The 22671-nt window shown below is 65.3% G+C and carries 17 protein-coding genes; 9 read left to right on the top strand and 8 right to left on the bottom strand.

The annotated features are described in order from the left end of the window. Window positions 1-67 precede the first annotated feature (67 nt). The 3 genes from WH303_RS13210 to WH303_RS13220 all read right to left on the bottom strand — a co-directional run bounded on the left by WH303_RS13210 (window position 68) and on the right by WH303_RS13220 (window position 6976). Window positions 68-5026 (bottom strand): RHS repeat-associated core domain-containing protein, encoded by a 4959-nt coding sequence (locus WH303_RS13210; RefSeq protein ID WP_339519033.1) that lies wholly within the window; start codon window positions 5024-5026, stop codon window positions 68-70. Between the two features lie 105 nt (window positions 5027-5131). Continuing rightward, window positions 5132-6106 carry a quinone oxidoreductase family protein gene (locus WH303_RS13215; protein ID WP_339519034.1) on the bottom strand — a complete coding sequence of 325 codons (975 nt, stop codon included), beginning with the start codon at window positions 6104-6106 and terminating at the stop codon, window positions 5132-5134. A gap of 126 nt (window positions 6107-6232) precedes the next feature. Continuing rightward, the gene (locus tag WH303_RS13220; RefSeq protein ID WP_027011011.1) at window positions 6233-6976 is read right to left on the bottom strand and encodes an HAD-IA family hydrolase; all 744 of its coding nucleotides are present in this window, start codon (window positions 6974-6976) and stop codon (window positions 6233-6235) included. 129 nt (window positions 6977-7105) lie between these two features. On the opposite strand from WH303_RS13220, the gene hemH reads away from it, so the two are divergent. The 3 genes from hemH to WH303_RS13235 all read left to right on the top strand — a co-directional run bounded on the left by hemH (window position 7106) and on the right by WH303_RS13235 (window position 11593). Next, the gene (gene hemH, locus WH303_RS13225) at window positions 7106-8155 is read left to right on the top strand and encodes a ferrochelatase (protein ID WP_339519036.1); all 1050 of its coding nucleotides are present in this window, start codon (window positions 7106-7108) and stop codon (window positions 8153-8155) included. Between the two features lie 46 nt (window positions 8156-8201). Beyond that, a complete protein-coding gene (locus WH303_RS13230; RefSeq protein WP_339519038.1) occupies window positions 8202-8669 on the top strand; it encodes a GNAT family N-acetyltransferase in 468 nt (155 codons plus the stop codon). A gap of 92 nt (window positions 8670-8761) precedes the next feature. Further along, entirely contained in the window at window positions 8762-11593 is a 2832-nt protein-coding gene (locus tag WH303_RS13235) for an AAA family ATPase (RefSeq protein ID WP_339519040.1), read from the top strand. A gap of 12 nt (window positions 11594-11605) precedes the next feature. On the opposite strand, the gene WH303_RS13240 is transcribed toward WH303_RS13235, so the two are convergent. Beyond that, window positions 11606-12496, bottom strand: a complete 891-nt coding sequence (locus WH303_RS13240; protein ID WP_339519042.1) for a plasmid replication/partition related protein — start codon at window positions 12494-12496, stop codon at window positions 11606-11608. Window positions 12497-12603: 107 nt separating this feature from the next. Between WH303_RS13240 and WH303_RS13245 the strand changes: the two genes are divergently transcribed. The 6 genes from WH303_RS13245 to WH303_RS13270 all read left to right on the top strand — a co-directional run bounded on the left by WH303_RS13245 (window position 12604) and on the right by WH303_RS13270 (window position 18230). After that, on the top strand, window positions 12604-13149 hold the full coding sequence (locus WH303_RS13245; protein WP_339519044.1) for a DUF4256 domain-containing protein: 546 nt from the start codon (window positions 12604-12606) through the stop codon (window positions 13147-13149). A gap of 136 nt (window positions 13150-13285) precedes the next feature. After that, on the top strand, window positions 13286-14245 hold the full coding sequence (locus WH303_RS13250) for a sulfurtransferase (protein WP_339519046.1): 960 nt from the start codon (window positions 13286-13288) through the stop codon (window positions 14243-14245). Window positions 14246-14328: 83 nt separating this feature from the next. After that, complete coding sequence (locus WH303_RS13255; protein ID WP_339519048.1) at window positions 14329-15426, top strand: YeeE/YedE thiosulfate transporter family protein; 1098 nt, start codon at window positions 14329-14331, stop codon at window positions 15424-15426. A 16-nt stretch (window positions 15427-15442) separates the two neighbouring features. Beyond that, the gene (locus WH303_RS13260; RefSeq protein WP_021026986.1) at window positions 15443-15607 is read left to right on the top strand and encodes a hypothetical protein; all 165 of its coding nucleotides are present in this window, start codon (window positions 15443-15445) and stop codon (window positions 15605-15607) included. A 101-nt stretch (window positions 15608-15708) separates the two neighbouring features. After that, a complete protein-coding gene (locus WH303_RS13265) occupies window positions 15709-16752 on the top strand; it encodes a transporter (protein WP_021026985.1) in 1044 nt (347 codons plus the stop codon). A gap of 230 nt (window positions 16753-16982) precedes the next feature. Then, window positions 16983-18230, top strand: a complete 1248-nt coding sequence (locus tag WH303_RS13270; protein WP_021026984.1) for a putative Na+/H+ antiporter — start codon at window positions 16983-16985, stop codon at window positions 18228-18230. An 11-nt stretch (window positions 18231-18241) separates the two neighbouring features. Here the strand turns inward: WH303_RS13270 and WH303_RS13275 are convergent, their stop codons facing one another. The 4 genes from WH303_RS13275 to WH303_RS13290 all read right to left on the bottom strand — a co-directional run bounded on the left by WH303_RS13275 (window position 18242) and on the right by WH303_RS13290 (window position 22591). Continuing rightward, entirely contained in the window at window positions 18242-19183 is a 942-nt protein-coding gene (locus tag WH303_RS13275) for a DedA family protein/thiosulfate sulfurtransferase GlpE (protein ID WP_339519051.1), read from the bottom strand. A gap of 192 nt (window positions 19184-19375) precedes the next feature. Then, the gene (locus WH303_RS13280; protein WP_339519053.1) at window positions 19376-20890 is read right to left on the bottom strand and encodes a tripartite tricarboxylate transporter permease; all 1515 of its coding nucleotides are present in this window, start codon (window positions 20888-20890) and stop codon (window positions 19376-19378) included. Further along, the gene (locus WH303_RS13285; RefSeq protein ID WP_021026981.1) at window positions 20890-21474 is read right to left on the bottom strand and encodes a tripartite tricarboxylate transporter TctB family protein; all 585 of its coding nucleotides are present in this window, start codon (window positions 21472-21474) and stop codon (window positions 20890-20892) included. Before WH303_RS13285 ends, WH303_RS13280 begins: the two co-directional genes overlap by 1 nt. 157 nt (window positions 21475-21631) lie before the next feature. Continuing rightward, window positions 21632-22591, bottom strand: a complete 960-nt coding sequence (locus WH303_RS13290) for a Bug family tripartite tricarboxylate transporter substrate binding protein (protein ID WP_021026980.1) — start codon at window positions 22589-22591, stop codon at window positions 21632-21634. Window positions 22592-22671 lie beyond the last annotated feature (80 nt).

Genomic DNA, 22671 nt, shown 5'->3' on the forward strand with positions numbered 1-22671 from the left:
TTTTAAATCTAGAATATTAATACAGATATTAAAACTCATTATTAAATAAAAAACAATCAGGAGAATTTTAATTTGAATTCGCATTTACTGCATCTTTGATATATAGAAATGACTGAGATACTTGAAGTAAGTTCGAGAATGTATTCAATTCCGGGGATGAAATAGCCGAATAAGTTGCAGGCGACGTGAAATTACTACTATCTATTTGCGGATACCCCACCGAGTTTCTTAAGTAGCCACTAGGGTTGTTTTTGAAGCCTGCGGGCAGCCTCCCAGCTGCCAAGTCGAGTGCAAGCTCAGCTGCATCTGCGTAGCGCTCTGCATTTGGGCTGCAACTGATCGACGTAGCCACTACTCTTGGCAGAGTTTGATATTTACTTGGCATATCGTAAGAAGCATCATCACTAAATGCTCTAGTAAGCCCATACATGCTTGTTCCAAATCCGTATATCGATTTAGAGAACACTGCAGCTCCGGCGACTTGGGAGACACCACTCGGGAAAGCAAATAATGCTGCCCCCAGAAAAACTCCAGCGCCAGAACCGACTACACCAGCCGCGTTAGCGCCTACATCTGCCCACCTAATAAGTCCAACCGGATCGCGATAGGTTAAGGGGTTACCTTCTACATAGGATTTTTTATTTAGCCCTCCAACCAATCCGATTGGATCTTGATTAATGTAGTCTCCAAGCTCCGACTCATAATACCGATACCGGTTGTAATAAAGCCCCGTATCCCCATCCGCATGCTGCCCCGGCAGCCTGATCGGCTGGTACAGCCCGCTGGGGTTATGCTCCACCCGCACATTGCCCCAGGCATCCAGTTGCACCTCCCACTCCACCCGGGTGTCTTCCCGGATCAAAGCATGGGGCGTTCCCAGGTGGTCGCACAGGTAATGCCGTATCTTGATGCTTTGCGCCGCTTCCTCGCGCTGGCTGGTCACCGTCTGCTCCAACTCCTGGAACTGCTCGAACATAAAGCGCTGCACATCTGGGGGCATCGCCTGGATGGCGATGTTGTGCTGCATCGAGGCATTCATCGCTTTGATATCGGAGAGCACGCCGCGCAAGGCGTCTTGCACCAGGCCGGGCTGGGTGTTGGATAGCAGCTGGTCGGCCAGATCTGGCGGGGCCTTGGTGGCCCGTCGCAGTTGGATGAGGGGTGTGAAGCTGCCTGGCTCATAGATGGTGTGGATGATTTCGGGCTGTGGTGCGCCGTTGCTGTCTTGGTTATTGGTGGTGTTGAACCGCTCGGTGTGTACGAGCCGGTCACCATCCCAGCCGAAGTAGTCGGTGCCGCTTTCTTGGCTGGTTGATGCGTTGGCCGGATGGTTGTATTTGGCCAGGCGCCTGCCAAACGCGTCGTAGCGGTAGTGCTGCAGGTGGTGTTTGCCGCCTTCTTGCACATGTACCTGCACGAGCTGGTTGCCTGTGTCCCAGTGCAGGTCCATCTGGCGGCCTGTGGTCTCATCCAGGCTTTGGACTCGGTTGCCTCGGCTGTCGTAGCGGTAGTGGGTTTTGGCGCCCTGGCTGCTTTTGTCTTCGCTGTTTTCGTAATAGGCCACGCGGTTGCCGACCCAGCGTTGGGTTCTCGGTAGCGGTTGGTGGCTGGCTGGGTCTTGGCTGGCCTGCAAGGGGTTGAAGTCAGGGCGCAGCAGCTGCTCTGGGGTGATGGGGTTGGCCTGGGCGCTGGCGCGCTGCTGGGCACGCAGGCGGTCGGTTTCGTTGAGCTCGCCGGTGATGGCCTCTGTCGGCGCGGGTTTGCTCTGGGGGCCAGCGATGGGCAGGCGGTTGCCTGCGGGGTCAAACTGCCAGCGCTGGGCTCCGGCATGCGGGGTGTCTGCGCCTGTGAGGCGCCCTGCTGCATCGTAGGCAAAGCGGCTTATGCCTGCGGGGCTTTGGATGCCGACCATTTGGCCCAGGCTGTCGTAGTGGTAGTGCTTGGCGGTTAATGCGCCCAGCACGGTTTGCGGCGGGCGAGTGGGGTTGGATCCGCTGTAGATATGGGTGGATGTGGCTCCAGGCAGTTGGTCCAGCATATCTGGCAGGCTTGCGTCTTGCTCCAGGCCGCTCCACTGCATGTGGGTCAAGCGCCCTGCGGTGTCCCAGCCTAGCTGGCGCGCCAGCGGCTTGCGGCTGTTCCCCGGCGCTGGGTGGGGGATGTCGGTGAGCAGCTGGCGCCTGGTCTCGCGGTGCAGCACATCGCGCTCGATATCGATAAGGGCTTCGCCCTGCCAGGTGATGCCGTGCACATGGCCTGGGCCGTAGAGCAGGTAGCCGACTTCGCCCAGGCCGGGCAATTGGCTCGATAGGCGGTTGCCCATGGCGTCGAGCTTGTGGCTGATGCGGTGCTCGAACTCAATCTCGGGCGCTGCAAAGGGATGGCTTCTTTGGTTGGTAGCTTGGGCTTTGTACAGGCGCTGCACTTCGCCAATGACCCGGCCTGCTGCATCGCGTTCAATCAACGCCTGGCTTTGCAGTGCATCTTTGCTGCCAACTTGGCCATCCCCTTGGTGCCAGACGCTCGCCTGCAGCAGCTCTCCAGTCTTGCCCCATTCATAGCGGTGGGTCGCCGCAGGAGTCCGGTCGCTGGCAGGCAGATGGCGGGCAGCGAGCTGGCCGTTGAGGGTCCACTCGTAGCGGCTAGTGTGTGATGCCAAGCCCTGCTCTGCGGCCCAGCCGTCGCTGGACTCGGTGAGCTGCCCAGCTGCATCGTACTGGTAGCTTTGCACGCGGGCGTCAAACCCGGCCTCCTGGGTGAGGCGGTCCATCGCATCCCAGGCAAAGCTGGTGTGCTCGCCGTTCTCGTTGGTGAGCTGGGTGAGGCGCCCGGCGGCATCGTAGGCAAAGGCCAGGTGCTGACCTGCATGGCTGCGCTGCACCAGGCGGCCCCAGAGGTCGTACTGCATGCTGACAGCGGCTGCGGTGGTGCTGGGCACTACCGGCATATTGCTTTCGCTTGCTTGTCTGCCTCGTTCTTGAAGGTGGCCCGCTTTGACCTCCACGACCTGGCCCTGTGCGTCGTACTGGTAGTGCTCCGTGCTGCCATCGGGGTACTGCACCGCCTGCAGCTGGTCTTGCGCGTTGTAGTGGTAGCGCACCCGCTCAGCCAGAGCGTTGCTAACAGCCAGGGTCTGGCCCCAGCGGTTGTACGCGTAGCGCGTGCTGTGGCCCGAGCAGTCGGTGTAGCTGGCCGTTTGCCCTGTGCGGGTGTAGGTAAGGTGTTTGTCGCCTCCCTTGGCATCGGTGATGCGATGGGGCTTGTCTGCGTTAAGGCGCGTGGCCAGGTCTGCCTGGGCGCCGCTCGCATCTGTGATGGCCGGGTAGTGGTAGTGCTCGGTGCTGCCATCGGGCAGTGTCACCTGCGTCATGCGGCCGTAGTGGTCGTAGGCGTAGTGGGTGGTGCGGCCCGCCGCATCGGTGCTGCTTTGCAGCCGGCCAGTGGCGTCATCAAAGCGCTGGCTGCTGCGCGCCCCGCCCGGGCCCTGGCTGGACAGGAGCTGGCCCAGGGGGCTCACCTGCATGCTGACTCTGCGGCCCAGCGGGTCGGTCACACTGGTCAGGTGGCCAAACTGGTTGTAGCTGCGCTGCACCGTGCTGCCATCAGCCCTTTGGTGTTCTACGAGGCGCGCCAGGCCCGCTTCGCCTTGGAAGATGTAGGTGTCAATGCGGCCCAGGCTGTCGGTGACCACGCAGGCTCTGCGCGGCTGGCCGTTCGCTTCGGGCAGGGTTTGGTAGGCAAACTGGTAGTCCAGGCCCTCCTGGTTACGCTGGGCAATGGCCTGGCCGCCCGGTTCATAACGGTCGTAGGCGTAGTGGTGTTCGGGGCCGCTGCGCTCTTGGTGAAAGACCATCAAATGGTTGCGCCAGGCAAAGCGACGGGTGACCTGGCCGTGGCGGTCTTGCACCTCAAGCAAGTCACCCTGGGCGCTGTAGCTGTAGTGCACCAGGGTGATGGGTTCCGTTTGATCGGTGACAGCGGGGTCGCGGGCGAGGCGGATGCGGGTCAGGCGCACACCGCTGTCGGCCTGCCAGAAGAAGTGGCTGTCTTGTGCGCCCTCTTTGTGCCTGTAATGCTGGGCATCCTGCGCGGTAATCGCCTGCGTGTAGTGCAGTTCGTAGTGGCGGCCTACACCGTCGTCAATGCCCGTTATGCGCTCCTGGCCCAGCACCTTTGACCAGTGGTAGCGCTGCTTGCGGTCCAGGCGGTCTATCTTGCCCAGCAGGACCCAGTTCGGGTCTGGCTCGGGCTCGGAGGTGTGAGTGGTCAGGGGTTTGCCAGCAGTTTGCTGCGCCTGCCTAGCCGCACGTGCTGCCTCGATCTGCTGCCAGTTGGCCGGCGCAAACACCCAGACGGTGTCGCCGTTGCCTGTCGAGGCAGAGACCAGCAGATCACTGCAAGCCATATCGCGCCCAATCCAAGCAAAGCGGCCTTGCCACCACAGCGGGGCTTGGCCCGGGAGCTGCTTTGCGTTTGCGTTTGCGTTTGCGTTTGTGTTTACGTTTGTGTCGTGCGGTGCCTCTGCACTGAATCTTGCAGCCCCCGTCATCGCGGCCAATTCCTGCGAGAGCCCACCGGCGTGCATGCCTGAGCGCAGCAGCCAGATATCTTCGCTCGCGCTGTAGATCGATTCGCCCGGCGCCAGCGCATCAAAGGTGATGGTTCGGCCCTGGCTGTCGTGCAGCAAGGTGGCGCTTGCCTGCATGGAGAGGCGCAGCTCCATCGGCAGGCCCCAGCCGTAACCGAGCATGCCGCAGTAGCCGCCTTGCTCGGCATTGACGTAGCTGCTGTACTGGCGCTGCCAGACCAGAGGCATGGCGCCGGGCAGCGCAAAGTCGAGGTCAGAAGCACCGGACAGAACCTTGGCGCCTAGCTGCGGGTTGACGGGGTTGCCGACTGCTGTGCCGCTTGGGCATACCGAGCAAGCCACCCCGCCCTGGGTGCCGATCAGGACCGTGCGCGAGCCCGTGACGATGCGTGCGTATTTGACCTTGTCATCGATGCGGGCGGCGGGTTTTCCTGACATGCAAGTTCCAATCGAAAAGTGATGGTGGATAGTTTAAATCTACCATATACAACTTTTCGATGGAACTTGGCTGTTGCTGATTGGACGCTGTGCAACAGGTCTACTTCAAGGCAGCAGCACCACCGCCCCCTGCGTCTGCCCCGCCTCCAGATCAGCATGGGCGGCAGCCACGTCGGCGAGCGCATAGCGGCGCCCAATGGCCGGTTGGAGGATGCCCTGCGCTACCGCCTGCAGCACGGCAGCGGCGCGCTGCTGGTACTCGGCCGCCGTGGCAGTGTGCGCGGCTAGTGAGGGGCGGGTGATATAGAGCGAGCCCTTGGCGTTGAGCGTGGCCATGTCCACGGCGGGCGGCGCGCCGGTCGTGGCGCCAAAGGACACCATCAGGCCCCGGGGACGCAGGCAGTCCAGCGATGCGGCAAAGGACAGCTTGCCCAGGCCGTCATAGACCACATCGGCCATGCGGCCGCCGGTGGCCTCGCGCAGCTGCGCGGCCAGGGTCTGGGGATCGAACACCAGTGCCTGGTCGCAACCGGCGGCCAGCGCGCGTGCCTGGCTTTGCGCTTTGGAGACCACGCCGATGACGGTGGCGCCCAGGTGCTTGGCCCAGGAGGCCATCAGCTGGCCCACACCGCCCGATGCGCCATAGAGCAGCACAACGGTGCCCGGGCCGACCGCATAGGTGCTCGTCAGCAGGTACTGCGCGGTAATGCCTTTGAACAGCACGGCAGCGGCCTGCTCGGCGCTGATGCTATCGGGCAGCTTGACCAGGCGCTCGGCCGGGTAGAGGCGCTCGCTGGCATAGGCACCCAAGGGCCCCGTGGCATAGGCCACCCGGTCGCCCACCGCCAGCTGGCTCACCCCAGCGCCCAGCGCCAGCACGGTGCCCGCGCCTTCCAGCCCCAGGCCCGATGGCAGCGGGATGGGCGCCAGGCCCTTGCGCTGCAGCACATCAAGCGGGTTCACGCCCACCGCCTCCTGCGCGAGCAGGACCTCCCCCGGGCCGGGTGCGGCCAGCTCCAGCTGCTGCAGCTGCATGCATTCCGGGCCACCGGCTGCTGCCAAACGAATCACTTGCGCCATGCATCACTCCTTGCGGTTTTGTCGATGGCGCCAGCTTAGAGACTGCATGGCTACAGATAAATAGTGCGCCATACAGTAGATAGCTGCAGTGGATGCAGCAATCACCGCGCTGGCGCTACCCAGCGATCAGGCAGCGGGCCGTCCCAGCAGACCACAGAGCTCGCTGAGATTGCGCACCAGCGCCTGGGGCGGGGGGCTGCTCAAGGGCCAGCGCAAGGCCAGGCCTGCTTCGCTGCGCTGGTGGTGGTCCAGCTCCTGGCGCTGCACCCAGGCGGCCTGCATGCCGCAGGCCAGCGCGCCCTGCACATCCAGCTCGGCGTCGTCGCCCACATGCAAGAAAGCGGGCAGATCGATGCCGGCGCGCTCGGCAGCAGCGGCAAAAATGCGCGGATCGGGCTTGGCCACCCCGACCTCGCGCGCACTGGTGCTGGCCACAAACCAGGGCGACAGGCCCACCAGGTCCAGCTGGGCATTGCCGTTGGAGACGGCGACCAGCGGGTAGCGCGAGGACAGCCAGGCCAGCGCATCCTCGACCTCGGCAAACCAGGTCACCCGGTTGCGGGCGGCAAAGAACTGGGCAAAAACCGCCTCGACCAGCGCTTCATCGCCACCGCTTTGCTGCAGCGCACGGCGGATGAACTGCTGGCGGAAATGCGTCATGTCATGCGCCAGGTGCACAAAGTCATCGCGCACCGACTGGCGGATGCGCTGGGCCTCGGCCGGGTCCTGCAGCAGCGCCGCCGTGGCAGGGGCATGGTCCAGCAAAAATGCGTGCTGTGCGGCCTCGGCCGCCTTCAAGGTGGGCAGCACGGGCCAGAGGGTGTCATCCAGGTCAAGGCTGATGGCACGGATTCGGGAGAGATCGAGCATGGCGCCCAGCATAGCGGATCGCGGCCGCCCGGCGCCGCGCAGCCGTCCGCTGCCCGACAAGTGCGCGCGGGCCCGCTGCGCCCAGGGGTATGCACGGTGGCCCGCTGCCAAGCTGCGACAATCCCAGCCATGGTTTCACGCTTTCGACCCGAGCCTCTTGGCCAACCCCTCCCTGACCGAACCGGCATCCTGCTGTGCAACCTGGGCACACCGGATGCGCCCACCACAGCGGCCACGCGCCGCTACCTGGCCGAGTTTCTGAGCGACCAGCGCGTCGTCGAGATCCCGCCGCTGGTCTGGAAGCCGATACTGCATGGCGTCATTTTGCGCACCCGGCCGGCCAAGTCGGCTGCCAAGTACCGCAGCGTCTGGATGCCCGAGGGCTCGCCGCTGGCCGTCTGGACCGACAAGCAGGCCAAGCTGCTGCGCGGCACCTTGGGCGAAGCAGGCCACCAGGTGCTGGTGCGGCCAGCCATGCGCTACGGCAACCCCTCGATCGCCAGCCAGCTCAACGCCTTCAAGGCCGAGGGCGTGCGCCGTGTGCTGGTGCTGCCGCTCTATCCGCAGTACTCGGCCACCACCACGGCCAGCGTGGTCGATGCCGTCAACGCCTGGTGCGCCAGCGCGCGCGACATCCCCGAGATCCGCTTTGTGCGCAGCTACCAGCGCGACCCGGGCTATATCCAGGCGCTGGCCCAGAGCGTGCGCAAGCAGTGGCAGATCGACGGCCGCGCGCCCAAGCTGGTGATGAGCTTCCATGGCATCCCCGAGCGCAATGTGCGCCTGGGCGATCCCTACCAGCAGCAATCGCAGGAGACAGCCCGCCTGCTGGCCGCCGAGCTGGGCCTGGCCGAGAGCGAGTACCTGCTCACCTTCCAGTCGCGCTTTGGCAAGGCCAAATGGCTGGAGCCCTATACCGAGCCCAGCCTGATCGCGCTGGCCCAGCAAGGCCTGCGCCATGTGCAGGTGATGTGCCCGGGCTTTCCCGCCGATTGCCTGGAGACGCTCGAAGAGATCAACCAGGAGGTGCGCGAAGCCTTTGTCCATGCAGGCGGCCAGCAGTTCGACTACATTGCCTGTTTGAACGACCAGCCCCGCTGGATCCAGGCGCTGCGCGAGCTGGCCCTGCAGCACCTGCAAGGCTGGGACACCAGCGCCCCGCCGCCCCAGCCGCGCTGAGCCCAGCCGCACAAAGCCCGCCCCACGCTGCCCGAGACCGTACCCTATGATCCTCCTCACCCCTTACCGGCCCGAGCAGCGCGAGCGCGTGCTGGCCCTGTCCCTGCACGAGGCGCAGCAGCCCTATGTCGCGCCAATGGCCCAGACGCTGGCCGAGCTCCACCCGGGGCTCAGCGCCCACCTGATCGGCCATGGCGAGCAGATCGCCGGCTTTTTCCTGATCGACCAGGACTACGCGCAGCACTATCCCTTTGCCTCGGCGGACAGCCTGGGCCTGCGCAGCTTCTTTGTCGACCAGCGCTTTCAGGGCATGGGCCTGGCCAAGCGCAGCCTGCAGGCGCTGCCCGCCTACCTGCAGGCGCAAGGCATGGCCGCCACGGCCGTGTTCCTGACGGTGAACTGCAAGAACGCCGCCGCCATCCCGCTGTACCGCCAGTGCGGTTTTGCAGACACCGGCGAGCTGTACCTGGGCGGCGGCTATGGGCCGCAGCACATCATGCGGCTGGCGCTGTAACCCTGCACTGCGCCTTGCCCAGACACCCCCATTGACCCACCACAAGGCCCCTGCCGCCCCGCGCGCCTGCGGCCCTCCAAAAAAAGATTCCCTTGTCCGACACGCCATTGACCCCTTCCCGATCTGCCGCCTCCTTGCTCTGCGCCGAGCTGCTGCAGGCCCACGAGCTGCGCCTGCGCATTGACCCGGCCCAGCTGGGCTTTGCCAGCACGGCCGAACTGGTGCAGGAGCCCTTCTCCTGGATCGGCCAGCAGCGCGCCCAGGCAGCAGCCGAGTTTGGCCTGGCGATGGACCCGCCCGACTACCACCTGTTTGTGCTGGGCGAAGAAGGCAGCGGCCGCACCTCGCTGCTGCGCCAGGCCATGCATGCCGAGGCACAGCGCCGCCCCGCTGCGCAAGATATCGCCTTTGTGCACAACTTCGCCGTGCCCGAGCGCCCCCAGGCGCTGCGCCTGCCCGCTGGCCAGGGCCGCAGCCTGCGCCGCCGCATCGAGGCCATGGTGGACAAGCTGCCCGAGCAGCTCGACAAGGCGGTGCAGCAGGCGCAGCACCGCAGCCAGATCGAGCAGCTCTACAACCAGGCCCGCCAGGCCGAAGAGGCCGCCTTTGGCACGCTGCACGACTGGGCCCAGAGCGCCGGCCTGCGCATTCGCCGTGAAGAGGGTCAGCTGGTGGTCGAGAGCCAGGACAGCGGCGCCGCCGGCCAAGGCGATGCCGGGGGCCCGGACGCCGGATGCCCGGACGCCGGACAGCCCGCTGCCGATGCGCCTGCCGCGTTGACTGCCGCAGAGCGGCTGCAGCAGCCGTCTGCCGCTGACACCGATCAGCTGCCGCCAGCGCTGCAAAGCGACTCTCAGCCCCCAGCCGACACCGACACCGACGCCGACCCGGCCCTGCTGCTGTCGCCTGGCGAAGGCGCAGAGCAAGAAGGCGAGGATGGCGCAGAGGCCCCCAGTGCCACGGCACCTGCCGAAGACCTGGAATACCAACTGCGCGTGCAGCTGGCGCAGTTCCGTGGCCTGGTGCGGCAAGCGCAGATGGCGCGCGATGCGGCGCTCAATCTGTTCTACCAATCGTTGGCCACGCCGCTGTGGCAGGCCGCATCGGCGCAGGTGCTCGAAGGCCTGACGCCCAGCGCCGAGCATGGGGCCACCTTGCAGCGCTGGCTGTCGCAGATGCAGGCCGAGTGGCTCAAGAACATGGCGCTGTGGGTGCCGGGCAGCATTGCGCAGGATGCCGATGCGCTGCTCGACCAGACCGACAGCATCGAGGGCGAAGGCGAAAGCCAGGACGCACGCGACGATGCCCGCGCCCTGCTGGAGGCCAAGCGCAAGGCGCTGCGCGCGCTCAGCCAGCTCAACCTGATCGTGGACCACCATGGCGAGGCCCATGCCCCCGTGGTGCTGGAAGACCAGCCCAGCCTGCGCAACCTGTTTGGCACCATCGACCCGCCGGAAGACGACGAGCGCCGCAGCGATTTCTCCTGCATCCGCGCGGGCAGCGTGCTGCGCGCCGATGGCGGCTTTTTGATGCTGCACCTGCGCGATCTGCTGGGCGACGAAGACAGTTGGCAGGCGCTGCGCCGGGTGCTGCGCACGCGCCAGCTGCGCATTGAAGATGCCCATGCCGCCCAAGGCCCCAGCAGCAGCGGCGCGATGCTGCCCGAGCTCTTGGCGCTGAACTTCAAGCTGGTGCTGGTCGGCTCCGAAGAGGCCTATTACCAGCTGCAGGAGAGCGACCCGGACATGGCCCGGCGCTTTCGCGTCAAGGTCGATTTTGCCGACCAGTTCCAGGCTTCGACCGCTACTTACCGCGCCACCGCCGCACTGATGGCGCAGCGCTGCAAGCTCTACCAGATGCCGCACTGCGACGCCGGCGCAGTCGCCCGGCTGCTGGAGCAATCCCACCGTGAGGCCGATGACCAGCAGCGCCAAAGCGGCCGCTTGAACCAGCTCGAAGCCTTGCTGCTGGAAAGCGCTCAGCGCGCCCGGCAATCCGGCCAGCAACCAGGCCAGGAGCGCCTGGTACAGGCCGCCGATGTGGAGGCCGCGTTGGCTGCCCAGCGCCTGCGCCACAACGCGATGGAGCAGGACCTGCATGCCGCGATCACCGACGGCGAGCATCTGATCTCCTTTGTCGGCAGCCAGGTCGGCCAGATCAATGGCATGTCGCAGATCGACACCGGTGACCACCGTTTTGGCCTGCCGGTGCGCATCAGCGCGCGCACCCATGCCGGCCAGGAAGGGGTGATGAACATCGAGCGCGAGGTCGCCATGTCCGGCCCCATTCATGACAAGGGCGTGCTGATTTTGCAGGGCTATCTGACGGCCTTGTTTGGCCACCTGGCGCCGCTGGCGCTCAATGCCTCGGTGGTGTTCGAGCAGGAATACAGCGGTGTCGAAGGCGACTCGGCCAGCTGCGCCGAGCTCTATGCGCTGCTGTCATCGCTATCGGGCCTGCCGCTGCGCCAGAGCATTGCCGTCACCGGCGCGCTCAACCAGCACGGCGAGGTGCTGCCGGTGGGCGGCCTCAATGAAAAGATCGAAGGCTGGTTTGACCTCTGCGCCGCGCAAGGCCTGGATGGCAGCCATGGCGTGCTGATCCCGGCGCGCAACCAGCGCCATCTGATGCTGGCCGAGCGCGTGGTGCAGGCGGTGGAGGCCGGGCAGTTCCATGTCTACACGGCCGAGCATGTGGGCCAGGGCCTGGCGCTGCTGATGGACCAGTGCAACCTGCCCGCTACGGGCGCCCTGCACCCCATGCCTGAGGCGCAGCGCCTGCCTATTGCGGTGGTGCAGGCGGCCGAGGCCAGCCTGCTGCAGTACCGCCTGGCCTGCCAGCGTGCCGATGCGGCGCGGCCCCGCGCCCAGCGCTCCCGCCAGCGGCTGCTGCCCAAAGCCGCCAAGCGCCCGCCGCTGGATTGACGGCTAAGCCGTTCAGGCTTCGTCGGGAACGGGCAGATCCTGCGACGAGGCTGCCGCCAGCTGCAGGCGCAGCTGGGCGTTTTCCAGCTCCAGCGCCTGCACCCGGGCGCGCAGGTCGCTGATCTGCTGCTGGGCCTTGTCCAGCGCAGCATCCACCGCCTCGGCGCCATGCGCGGCCGAGGGGGCGCTGGCGGGTTCTTCGGCTTCGGGGGCCTCTTCCTTGGGCTTGCGCTTGGACTCGCGCACCTGTTTGACCACCTGCTTCAAGCCATCCTTGCCGCCCTGGGCAGCGGCCTGCTGCGCTTCATGCGGCAAGGTGGCCACCACAGCGGCTGCATTGATGGAGATATCGCCGGCCTTCAAGGCCTCGACCAGCGCAGGTGCGGCGCTTTTCTGGATTTTCTCGATCTGCGCGACCTGGCTGCTCGACAAGCGGGCCGCCTTGGCAATCGCCTCGCGCGTCGCTACCTTTTCCAGCTCGGCCGCATCGACCGGCGAGAAAGCCTCATCGGCATTGCTGAGCGCTGGCGCCTCGCCTTCGGCGGGCTGCGCAGGCACCGGGTGGGCCTTCTCCAGCTTGCGGTGCTCCAGAATCTCGCGCTTGCGCAGCGCCAGCACGCCACGCTGAAAATCAGAAACACTGCGGCGCCCCAGGTGCTGGTCGATCATCCACAGGTAGACATCCTGCATCGACTGGAACTGGGTGTTCTGTACCGTGTTGAAAGGCAGGCCATGCTTTTGGCAGATGCCGTAGCGGTTGTGGCCGTCGACCAGCACATTGCCCCAGAGCACCAGCGCATCGCGGCAGCCTTCGGCCAGGATGCTGCGCTCCAACGAGGCATGCTCGTCCGGGGTCAGTGGGTCGATGTAGGCCTTGAGTTCTTCGTTGACAACAATATCCATAATGCAGAGCGGCGGCAGGGTGCCGCCGCTGGTAATCCTTAAAAAAAGCTTGCGCCGATTGTAGAAGTGCGCAAAAGTGGCAGCCGCTTGACAAGGATTTGACAGCCATGAACAAGACCGAACTGCAGGCATTGATCGCCGTGCTGCAAGCGCGCTTTGAGGCCCATATGCCGCGCCACCCCGAGCTGGACTGGGCGCTGGTGCTAAAGCGCCTGGACAAGAACACGGCCGCCCACCAAGCGCTGGCCCAGATGGAGGCCACCGGCGGCGAGCCCGATGTGATCTTGCAGGATGGCGCCAGCGGCCAGCTGCTGTTTGCCGATTGTGCCGCTGAAAGCCCCACGGGGCGCCGCAGCCTCTGCTTTGACGAAGAGGCGCTGGCCGCGCGCAAGGAAAACAAGCCCGCAGGCAGTGCGCAGGGCATGGCCGACGCGATGGGTGTGCAGCTGCTGAACGAGGCGCAGTACCGCCATCTGCAGACCCTGGGCGCTTTTGACGGCAAGACCTCCAGCTGGCTGGCCACGCCCGACGAGATGCGCCGCCTGGGCGGCGCGCTGTTTGGCGACCGGCGCTATGGGCGCGTGTTCACGTACCACAATGGCGTGCAGTCCTATTACGCAGCGCGCGGCTTTCGCGCCGGGCTCTGGGTATAGAAATCCTCTCTCGGCACTCCATATTCCCTGGGGGCATATAACCTTACCGCGATATATTCAATCCGCGCATAGCGTGCTTGCGGACTGCAATCGCGGGACAATAGAGCCCATTGATTTGCCTCTACACGCTATTGCCATGACAACCTTTCGCCAGCTGGCTGTGGCCAGCGCCCTGTTTGCCAGCAGTTGCCTCACGGCAGCCCATGCCGCCCAGCCCCTTTTGAGCCCGGCCGAGCTGGCCAGCGCCCAGCAAAGCGCGGCCGCGCCCGTCGTTATCGATATCCGCGAGCCCAAGCTTTATGCCGAAGGCCATATTCCCGGCGCGCTCAATGCGCCCTATGGCAAGTGGCGCGGCCCGGCCACCAACCCCGGTGAGCTGCCCGATCTGCCCAAGCTCACGGCCTTGGTGCAGTCGCTGGGCCTGACCCCGGCCACGCATGCCGTCGTGGTATCGACCGGCGCCGATGCCACCGATTTTGGCGCGATGGCGCGTGTCTACTGGAGCCTGAAGGTGCTGGGTCTCAAGGATCTGTCCATCGTCAACGGCGGCATGAAGACCTGGGTGGCCGAGGGCAAGCCCATCAGCACCGAGGCGCCCCAGGTGCAGGCCAGCAGCTACCAGCCCGTGCTGGACGAGAGCCTGATCGCCACACGCGACCAGGTGCGCTCCCATGTCGACCTGAGCAATGCTGCGCTGGTCGATTCCCGCCCCGATGCCTTCTACCAAGGCAAGACCCGCGCGCCAGCGGCCAAGCTCTCGGGCACCCTGCCCGGCGCGCAGCAGCTCGATTTCAACCAGTGGTTTGTCAAAGGCACGGCCCAGTTTGTCGACCCGGCCACCGCACGGCAGATTGCGCAGAAGGTCAGCCGCAAGGACGGCCAGGACACCGTTGCTTTCTGCAATACCGGCCACTGGGCCGCCACCGACTGGTTTGGCCTGAGCGAGATGGCCAGCCTGCCCAATGTCAAGCTGTATGCTGGCTCGATGGTGGACTGGACCCAGCAGCCCGATGCCCCGGCGATGGAGAACCAGCCCGGCCGCGCCGAATCGCTGGCCTATGACGCCAAGCAATGGTGGCAGCGCAAGTTCAAATAAGCCGGACCCGGTTCTTTGGCTGCCAGCACTTCTGCAGAAGCGCTGGCAGCTTTTTGTTGTATTGACTCTCAACGGTGATCGTGATGAAACGACTTCCCCTGTCGATCCTGATGGCGGCCTTTTTCGGCTGGCTGCTGTGGTCGGTATCGCTGCGCCAGGCGGCGCTGTTCCTGGTCGGTATCGGCCTGGGTGCCATCCTGGCCGGCCAGCGCTTTGGCTTTACCACCGGCTGGCGCATGCTGGTCGAGGACAAGGACCCGCGCGGCATGTTTGGCCAGCTGCTGCTGCTGGCACTGGCCGCTGCCATGGCCATGCCACTGCTGGGCCACTACCCGGAGCTGACGGCCGCGCTGGGCCCACCCAGCATCAGCCTGCTGGTGGGGGCCTTTGTCTTTGGCCTGTGCATGCAGATTGCTGATGGCTGCGGCAGCGGCACCTTGTACAAGGCGGGCATGGGCATCCCGATGAACACGGCCATCCTGCCGATGTTTGCGATTGGCAGCTTTTTAGGGTCGCTGCACCTGGGCTGGTGGCTGGACCTGGGCCGCATGCCGGCAGTCGGCCTGGTCAGCACCTGGGGCTGGCTGCCTGCGCTGCTTGCCACCTTGGCGGCGCTGGCCGTGATCGGCTTTGCGGTCCAGGCCTATTGCGCCAAGGCCCATGCCGCGCAGCAGCGCAGCATGCCTGGCCTGTGGCAGCGTAAGTGGGTGATGGGCGCCATTGGCCTGGCCATCTTCGCGACCCTGAACCTGGTGATTGCCGGCCAGCCCTGGGGCGTCGTTTATGGCTTTGGCCTCTGGGCCGCCAAGGTAGCGAACGGCACCGGCATGGTGGACCTGGCAGGCAACTGGTTCTGGATCCAGCCGGGCAATGCCCAGCGCCTGCACGAGACCGTACTGCTGGACATCACCAGCATCACCAACATCGGCATTCTGGCCGGTGCGCTGTGGATTGCGGCGGGCAAGCCGGCTGCCGCCAAGGCGCTGACCGGCACGCAGTGGCTGGTGGCCCTGGTCGCTGGCCTGGTGCTGGGCTATAGCTCGCGCCTGGCCTTTGGCTGCAATGTGGGCGCGATGCTGTCTGGCATCAGCACCGGCAGCATCCATGGCTGGATCTGGGTGCCGCTGGCCTTTGCCGGCACGATCTTCGGGCTGCGCATTCGCCGCCATTTTGGTTTTTAAGCGCGAGGAGCCGCATATGAACACCACACTTTTGCGCAGCAGCTTCTGGCTGCTGCTGGTCGCCTTCATCGCCTGGGATTACGTCCACAGCCAGCCGGTGGACCTGCGCTACGAGGCACCGCTGATCGCCGCAGGCTCGGGCCAGCATGCCAGCGGCGGCCACTGCTCGATGCCCGACTGAGCACGCCAGCGCGCGTCATGGCTTTGTCATGAAACAGTCACGGTAGCTGCCAAAAATACGGGGTTTGGCGCGGGGCATCCGCCCGTCCCCGGAGTGCTATCTTGACTGAACCCCTGCCGCGCGCGCCTGATACGGCCCCGCTGGTCTCCCCCCATGACAACAGCGGCCTGATCTGGGGCTATGCCTTTGACGGCAACGGCCCCGCCACGGCGCTGAACGCCGAGCAAGCGCAGGCCTGGCTGGCCGCACCGCCCAGCAGCACCGGCTTTGTCTGGCTGCATTTCAACCTCTCCCATGCCCACTGCCTGCGCTGGCTGCAGCAGTATGCGGCCCTCGATGAGCAGTACTTCGAGGCGCTGCGCGATGGTCTGGCCTCGACCCGCATCGAGCGCATGGACGATGCGCTGCTCGCCGTCATCAACGACATCGATTTCGACTTTCAGTTCGAGTCCAGCGACATCCACACGATGTGGATCCAGGCCTCGCCCCAATGGGTGATATCGGCCCGCGCCCATCCGCTGCGCTCGGTCGATGCGCTGCGCCAGCAGATTCGCCAGGGCGACACGCCCGGCTCCAGCCCGCAGTTGCTGGAGCGCCTGCTGCGCGCCCAAGCCGATGTGCTGGTGCGCATCGTGCGCGATGTGACCCACCGCGTCGACCAGATCGAGGACACCATGCTGGGCGGGCGCACGCGCATGCAGCCGCGCCAGCTGGGCGCGCTGCGCCGCCTGCTGGTGCGCTTAAAGCGCCTGCTCGCGCCCGAGCCCTCGGCGATGTTCCGCCTGCTGCAGATGCCCCCGCAGTGGATGCTGGACGAGGACCTGCATGCGCTGCGCGCCGCCAGCGAAGAGTTTTCCGTCTTCCTGCGCGACATGCAGTCGCTCGAAGAGCGCATCAAGCTCTTGCAGGAAGAGATTGCCGCCGGCATCAACGAAGACACCAACCGCTCGCTCTACACCTTGACGATGATCACCGTGCTGGCCCTGCCGGTGAACATGATGGCCGGCCTGTTCGGCATGAATGTGGGCGGTATCCCACTCAGCCAGGATCCGCTGGGCTTTTGGCTGCTGGTGGGGGTCATCGTGCTGTTCTCACTGATCGCGGCCTGGTGGCTGCGCAGCAAGCGCCGCAACCCGCCGGCCTGAGAGCCTGCTGAGCGTCTGCAAAAAGACATTGAAAACCCATCACTGATTATTTTTTTGTAAAATGGAAGGCTTGGGTGTCGTCACATAGGGTGTAGCGGCAGGTTGTGAGCGAAGGTCGGGCCGCCTCGCTGGAACCCTGTTGCCTGCACCGTTTAGCCTGCGGGGCGCTGACACCCCCGTGCGCGCCCAACGGCCTGCAAACGGCTGCATGCTTCGCACCGGAGCACACCATGTTTGCCATTGAGCACCTGGCGGCTGGCATTTTTGCCATCGCGCTGGCCCATACCTTTCTTGCCAAGCAGTTCGAGCGCCTGTCGCACCGCTACCCGCGCCATGCCGGCGTTTTCCATCTGCTGGGCGAGGTCGAGATTGTCTTTGGCTTCTGGGCCATGGTGCTGATAGGCGTCATGGCCTTGGCCAGCGGGCCGGCCCAGGCGGTGGACTACGCCGAGTCGCGCAACTACACCGAGCCCCTCTTCGTCTTTGTTGTCATGGTCATGGCCGCGTCCCGCCCCATCGTGATGACGGTGCAGCGCACGCTGGCGGCTGTGGCCAGCGCCACGCCGCTGCCGACGGCCCTGAGCCTGGCCTGGCTGGGCCTGGCTGCCGTGCCGCTGATGGGCTCGCTGATCACCGAGCCGGCCGCGATGACCATTGCCGCACTGACCCTGGCGCCGCTGGTCTTCACCCCGCGCATGCCCACCCGCCTCAAGTACCTGGCGCTGGGCGTGCTCTTCGTCAATATCTCGATTGGCGGCACGCTCACCTCTTATGCGGCGCCGCCGGTGCTGATGGTGGCCGCTACCTGGGGCTGGGACAGCGCCTTTATGCTGAGCCAGTTTGGCTGGAAAGCGGTGATTGCCGTGCTGGTCAACGCCAGCATCGCCACCTGGTGCATGCGCGGCCATCTGGCGACAGCACCGCAAAGCGAGGATGCGCAAGCGACCATGCCGCTGGGTGTGGTGGCCGTGCATGCGGCCTTGCTGGCAGCGGTGGTCGTGCTGGCCCACCACCCGGTGCTGTTCCTCGGCGTATTTCTGCTGTTTCTCGGCTACACCCATGCCTATGCCCGGTACCAGAGCCCGCTGATCCTCAAGGAAGCGCTGCTGGTGGGCTTTTTCCTGGCGGGCCTGGTGGTGCTGGGCGGCCTGCAAAGCTGGTGGCTGCAGCCGCTGGTGGCCAGCATGGCGCCGCTCGCGCTGTTCTTTGGTGCACTGGGGCTGACCGCCATCACCGACAACGCCGCCCTCACCTACCTGGGCTCGCAGATCGAAGGCATGAGCGATGCGGCCAAGTACATGCTGATGGCCGGTGCCGTCGCCGGCGGGGGCCTGACGGTGATTGCCAATGCGCCCAACCCTGCCGGTGTGGCGCTGCTCAAGCACGGTTTCAGCAACGCGACCATCAGCATTGGTGGCCTGTTGCTGGGCGCCTTGTTGCCCACCGCCATTGCGGCGCTGGCCTTCCTCTGCCTATAAATCGCTGCTGATCAAGCGGGCGCAGCGCTGCTGCCATGCACCTGGTAGCCCGCATCGATCCAGGCATCGATGCCGCCCAGCAGCGGCCGCACCCGCTGGATGCCGGCGCGGCGCAGCAGCTGGGCAATGCGGGCAGCCGATACCTCATTGGGGCAAGCGCAGTAGATGATCACCGAGGCCTCGGGATCAATGGCTGGCAGCCGCGCGCCCTTGGCATGCGGGTCGTAGGAATGCGCGCCGGGGATATGCGATGCCTCGAACGCCGTGCCGGCACGCACATCGAGAATGACGGGCAGATCGCTGCCGCCCAGCAGGTCATTGAGTTCATCGACCGTGAGCCGCTCCATGCGCAGCGAGCGGATCACCTGGCGCCGGCTCCACCAGCGGCGCGCGATGAAAATGGCAAACGCCAGCCCCAGCAGCAGCAAGCCCCACTGGCCCAGTTGCGCGAGCACCGCCAGCAGGTCCTCGACCGTGGAGCTGAACAGCCCCCCCAGCAGCACCGCCGAGCCCACCCACAGCAGCGCGCCCAGGCCATCGAACAGCACAAAACGGGCGGGCGTCGTGCCCACGGCCCCTGCCAGCGCACTGGCAATCGACGCAAAGCCGGGCACAAACTTGGCAATCAGCAGCGACTTGGCGCCCCAGCGGCCGTAGAGCGATTCGGTGTTCTGCACGCAGGAATCGGGCGAGAGCGAGACCTTGCACACCCTGGCGAGCACGCGCCGGCCATAGCGCCGCCCCATGGCATACCAGACGCCATCGGCGATCAGCGCCGCCAGCACGGCCACCGCAATCAGCAGCAGCTGCTGCGCCAGCGAATGGCCATGGATGGCGCCGGTCACCATCAGCACCGGATAGGCAGGGATGGGCGCGCCCAATTGCTCGATCAGCACATTGAGAAAGACGATACCAATACCGTATTCGCGCACCAGGGCGACAATCAGATCCATGGAAACAAGCCATTCATCGCTGCCGGGGCAGCGCCAGTTTTTGATCTGTCGATACTAGGCCATGGGCAGGCGGCTGCCTAGCCCGCAAATGGGCAATACAGTGTTGCAGCTTTAGAACGCTAGCGCCGCGAACACCATAAAAAAGGCACCCCGCAGGGTGCCAAGAGAAGGATGCTTTGCCAGGTCTGGGCATCAAGCCGCTGCGGCCTGCAGCGCCTTTTTGTTGCCCATCCACTTCAGAACCCGGGGGACAATCAGCACCGCCAGCACGATGATGATCAGGGTCAGCGACATGGGGCGCTGCAGGAAGATGGTCCAACTGCCCTCGCCAATGGCGACGGCGTTGCGCATCTGCGCCTCGGCCAACGGGCCCAGGATCATGCCGACGACCACCGGTGCGGTGGGGAAGTCAAAGCGCCGCATCACCACACCCAGCACGCCAATGCCCAAGAGCAGGAACAGGTCAAAGGTGCTCTGGCGCATGCCATAGGCGCCGACGGTGGCGAAAATCAGGATACCGGCATAGAGTTGCGGCTTGGGGATCTTCAGCAGCTTGACCCACATGCCCACCATCGGCAGGTTCAGCACCAGCAGCATCACATTGCCGATGTAGAGCGAGGCAATCAGCGCCCACACCAGCGCCGCCGAGCTGGTAAAGAGCTGGGGGCCGGGGTTGATGCCATAGTTCTGGAATGCGCCCAGCAGCACAGCCGTGGTGTTGCTGGTCGGAATGCCCAGGGTCAGCAGCGGAATCAGTGCCGCCGTCACCGTGGCGTTGTTGGCGGCTTCTGGGCCGGCCACGCCTTCGATGGCGCCACTCGTGCCGAACTCGGCCTTGTCATCGCCCTTGGCCAGCTTTTTCTCGGCCGCATAGCTCAGAAAGGTCGGGATCTCGGTGCCGCCCGCAGGGATGCAGCCAAAGGGCGTACCGATGACCGTGCCACGGATCCAGGCGGGCACCGAGCGCTTCCAGTCGCGGCGCGTCATGTGCACACGGCCCATGGTGTTTTGCGTATCGCGGGTCTTGGCTTCGTAGAGCGCAAAGTACAGCACCTCGGCCACGGCGAACAGGCCGACGGCCACCAGCACGATGTCGATGCCGTCGAGCAGCTCGGGCTTGCCCATGGTGTAGCGCGCTGCGCCGGTGATCTGGTCCATGCCGATGCAGCCGATGGCCAGGCCCAGGAACAAGGCGGTCAAGCCGCGCAGGCTGCTCTTGCCCAGCACCGCGCTCACGGTGGTGAAGGCCAGCACCATCAGCATGAAGTACTCGGGCGGGCCCAGGCGCACGGCAAACTCGGCCACGGTGGGCGCAAACAGGGTCACGACCACGGTCGCAATCGTGCCGGCCACAAAGGAGCCGATGGCCGAGGTCGCCAGCGCCGCACCAGCGCGCCCGCTCTTGGCCATCTTGTTGCCCTCCATCGCCGTCACCATGCTCGCCGTCTCACCCGGGGTGTTGAGCAGGATCGAGGTGGTCGAGCCGCCATACATGGCGCCGTAGTAGATACCGGCAAAGAAGATCATCGAGGCGGTCACCTCGACCTTGGCGGTGATCGGCAGCAGCATGGCCACCGCCACGGCAGGGCCAATGCCCGGCAGCACACCCACGGCCGTGCCCAGGGCGCAGCCCACCAGCGCCCAGAGCAGGTTCACCGGCGTGGCCGCCGTCATGAAGCCTTGAATCAGTGCATTGAAAATTTCCATCACAGCCACCCTGTCTCGGTCAGTCCAGGCAGGTTGATTGCCAGGAATTGGGTAAAGGCCCAGAACACGGGCGCAGAAATCAGCAGACCCGTCACCAGGTCCTTGCCCATGGTCTTGAACGAGCCCGCCTGCGTTTGGCCGGTGGCGCGGCGCAGGCCTTGCGTGGCCAGCACATAGCACAGGCTGCAGCTGAGGATGAAGCCCAAGGTGGTGATCAGCGCCGCGCTGCTCAGCAGCCCTGCGCACACCCAGGTGAGCGCACCCCAGTCACCATGCTGGGCGCCATCGGGCGCGTCGAGGTGGTGATAGCCGCCGGTCAGCGCCTCCCAGCACAGCCAGATGCCGCACAGGCCCAGCACGCTGGCTGACAGCCAGGGCAGAAAATCCGGCCCCACGCCGCTGTAGCCCGCCTGCGAGGGGATGTGCAATGCCCCCCAGGACAGCAGGCCGGCGATCACCAAGACCGCTATGCCGACCAGCAGCTGCGAGGTGGTGCGCGGTGTGTGCGCATGCTCGAAAGCCTCCGGCGCAGGCGCGGCGGCGCCGTTGGCGGCCGGCCCCGAAGAATCTGCGGTGTTGCTCATGTCGAAACTCCTGAAAAGATGACGGCGCCTCCCCCTCGCCACCCATCAGGCGGCAACAGCCCAGCCGGGCACCGGGCCAGGCCGGTGCCTCCATCAGCTGAACGGGGGGGGAGCGCAATGCGCGGGGCATGGCCGCCCAGGGCCATGCGTGCTGCACTTAGACCATGCCTGCGCGGGTCATGGTGTCCTTGAGATTGGCGAACTCGGCCGTGACGAACTGGCTGAAGGCGTCGCCTGCCAGCCATGCCGAGGTCCAGTCATTCTTCTTCATCGACTCAGCCCAGCTGGCGCTCTTGGTGGCCTTTTCCAGCATCGCGATCAGCTGCGCGCGCTGGTCGGCCGAGATGCCGGGCGCGCCATAGACGCCGCGCCAGTTGCCGATTTCCACATCGATGCCCTGCTCCTTGAGCGTGGGCACGGTCGAGCCTTCGAGGCGCTGGGCCGAGGTGACCGCGATCGGGCGCATCTTGCCGGTGGCGATGTACTCGGCAAATTCGCTAAAGCCGCTACCGCCGACGGTGACATTGCCACCCAGCACCGCAGCAATCGCCTCGCCGCCGCCCCGGAAGGCGACATAGTTGATCTTGGCTGGATCAACACCCACGGCGCGGGCAATCATTGCCGCAGCAATGTGCTCGGTGGAGCCTCGCGAGCCGCCGCCCCATTTGATCGAGCCAGGATCCTTCTTGAGCTGGGCGACCACTTCGGCCATGCTCTTGTAAGGCGAGTTGGCAGGCAGCACAAAGACGTTGTATTCGCTGGTCAGGCGCGCCAGCGGCGTGGCCTGGTTCAGGTCCACCGGCGGCTTGCCGGTGATGATGCCGCCCAGCATGACCGCGCCCATGACCATCATCGCGTTGGGATCGCCCTTGCTGCCGTTGACGAACTGCGCCAGGCCGATGGCACCCGCCGCGCCGCCCTTGTTGTCATAGGTCACGGAGCCAGCTACGCCGGCATCCTGCAGCGCCTTGCCCAGCGCGCGGCCTGTCGTGTCCCAGCCGCCGCCGGGGTTGGCGGGCAGCAGCATTTTGACGTTGGTGGCTGCCTGGGCAACCATCGGCAGGCCGCCGGCAGCGGCCATGGCCAGCAAAGATTTGAGGAACGCATCACGGCGCATGGTTGTCTCCTGATCGTGTTGTTAGTGCCTGAATCATCGCTGCGCTAGCTGTCAAATGGCTGTCAGCCAGGCTGTTCAGA

Source organism: Comamonas sp. MYb69, from assembly GCF_037479315.1.
GTDB lineage: Bacteria > Pseudomonadota > Gammaproteobacteria > Burkholderiales > Burkholderiaceae_C > Comamonas.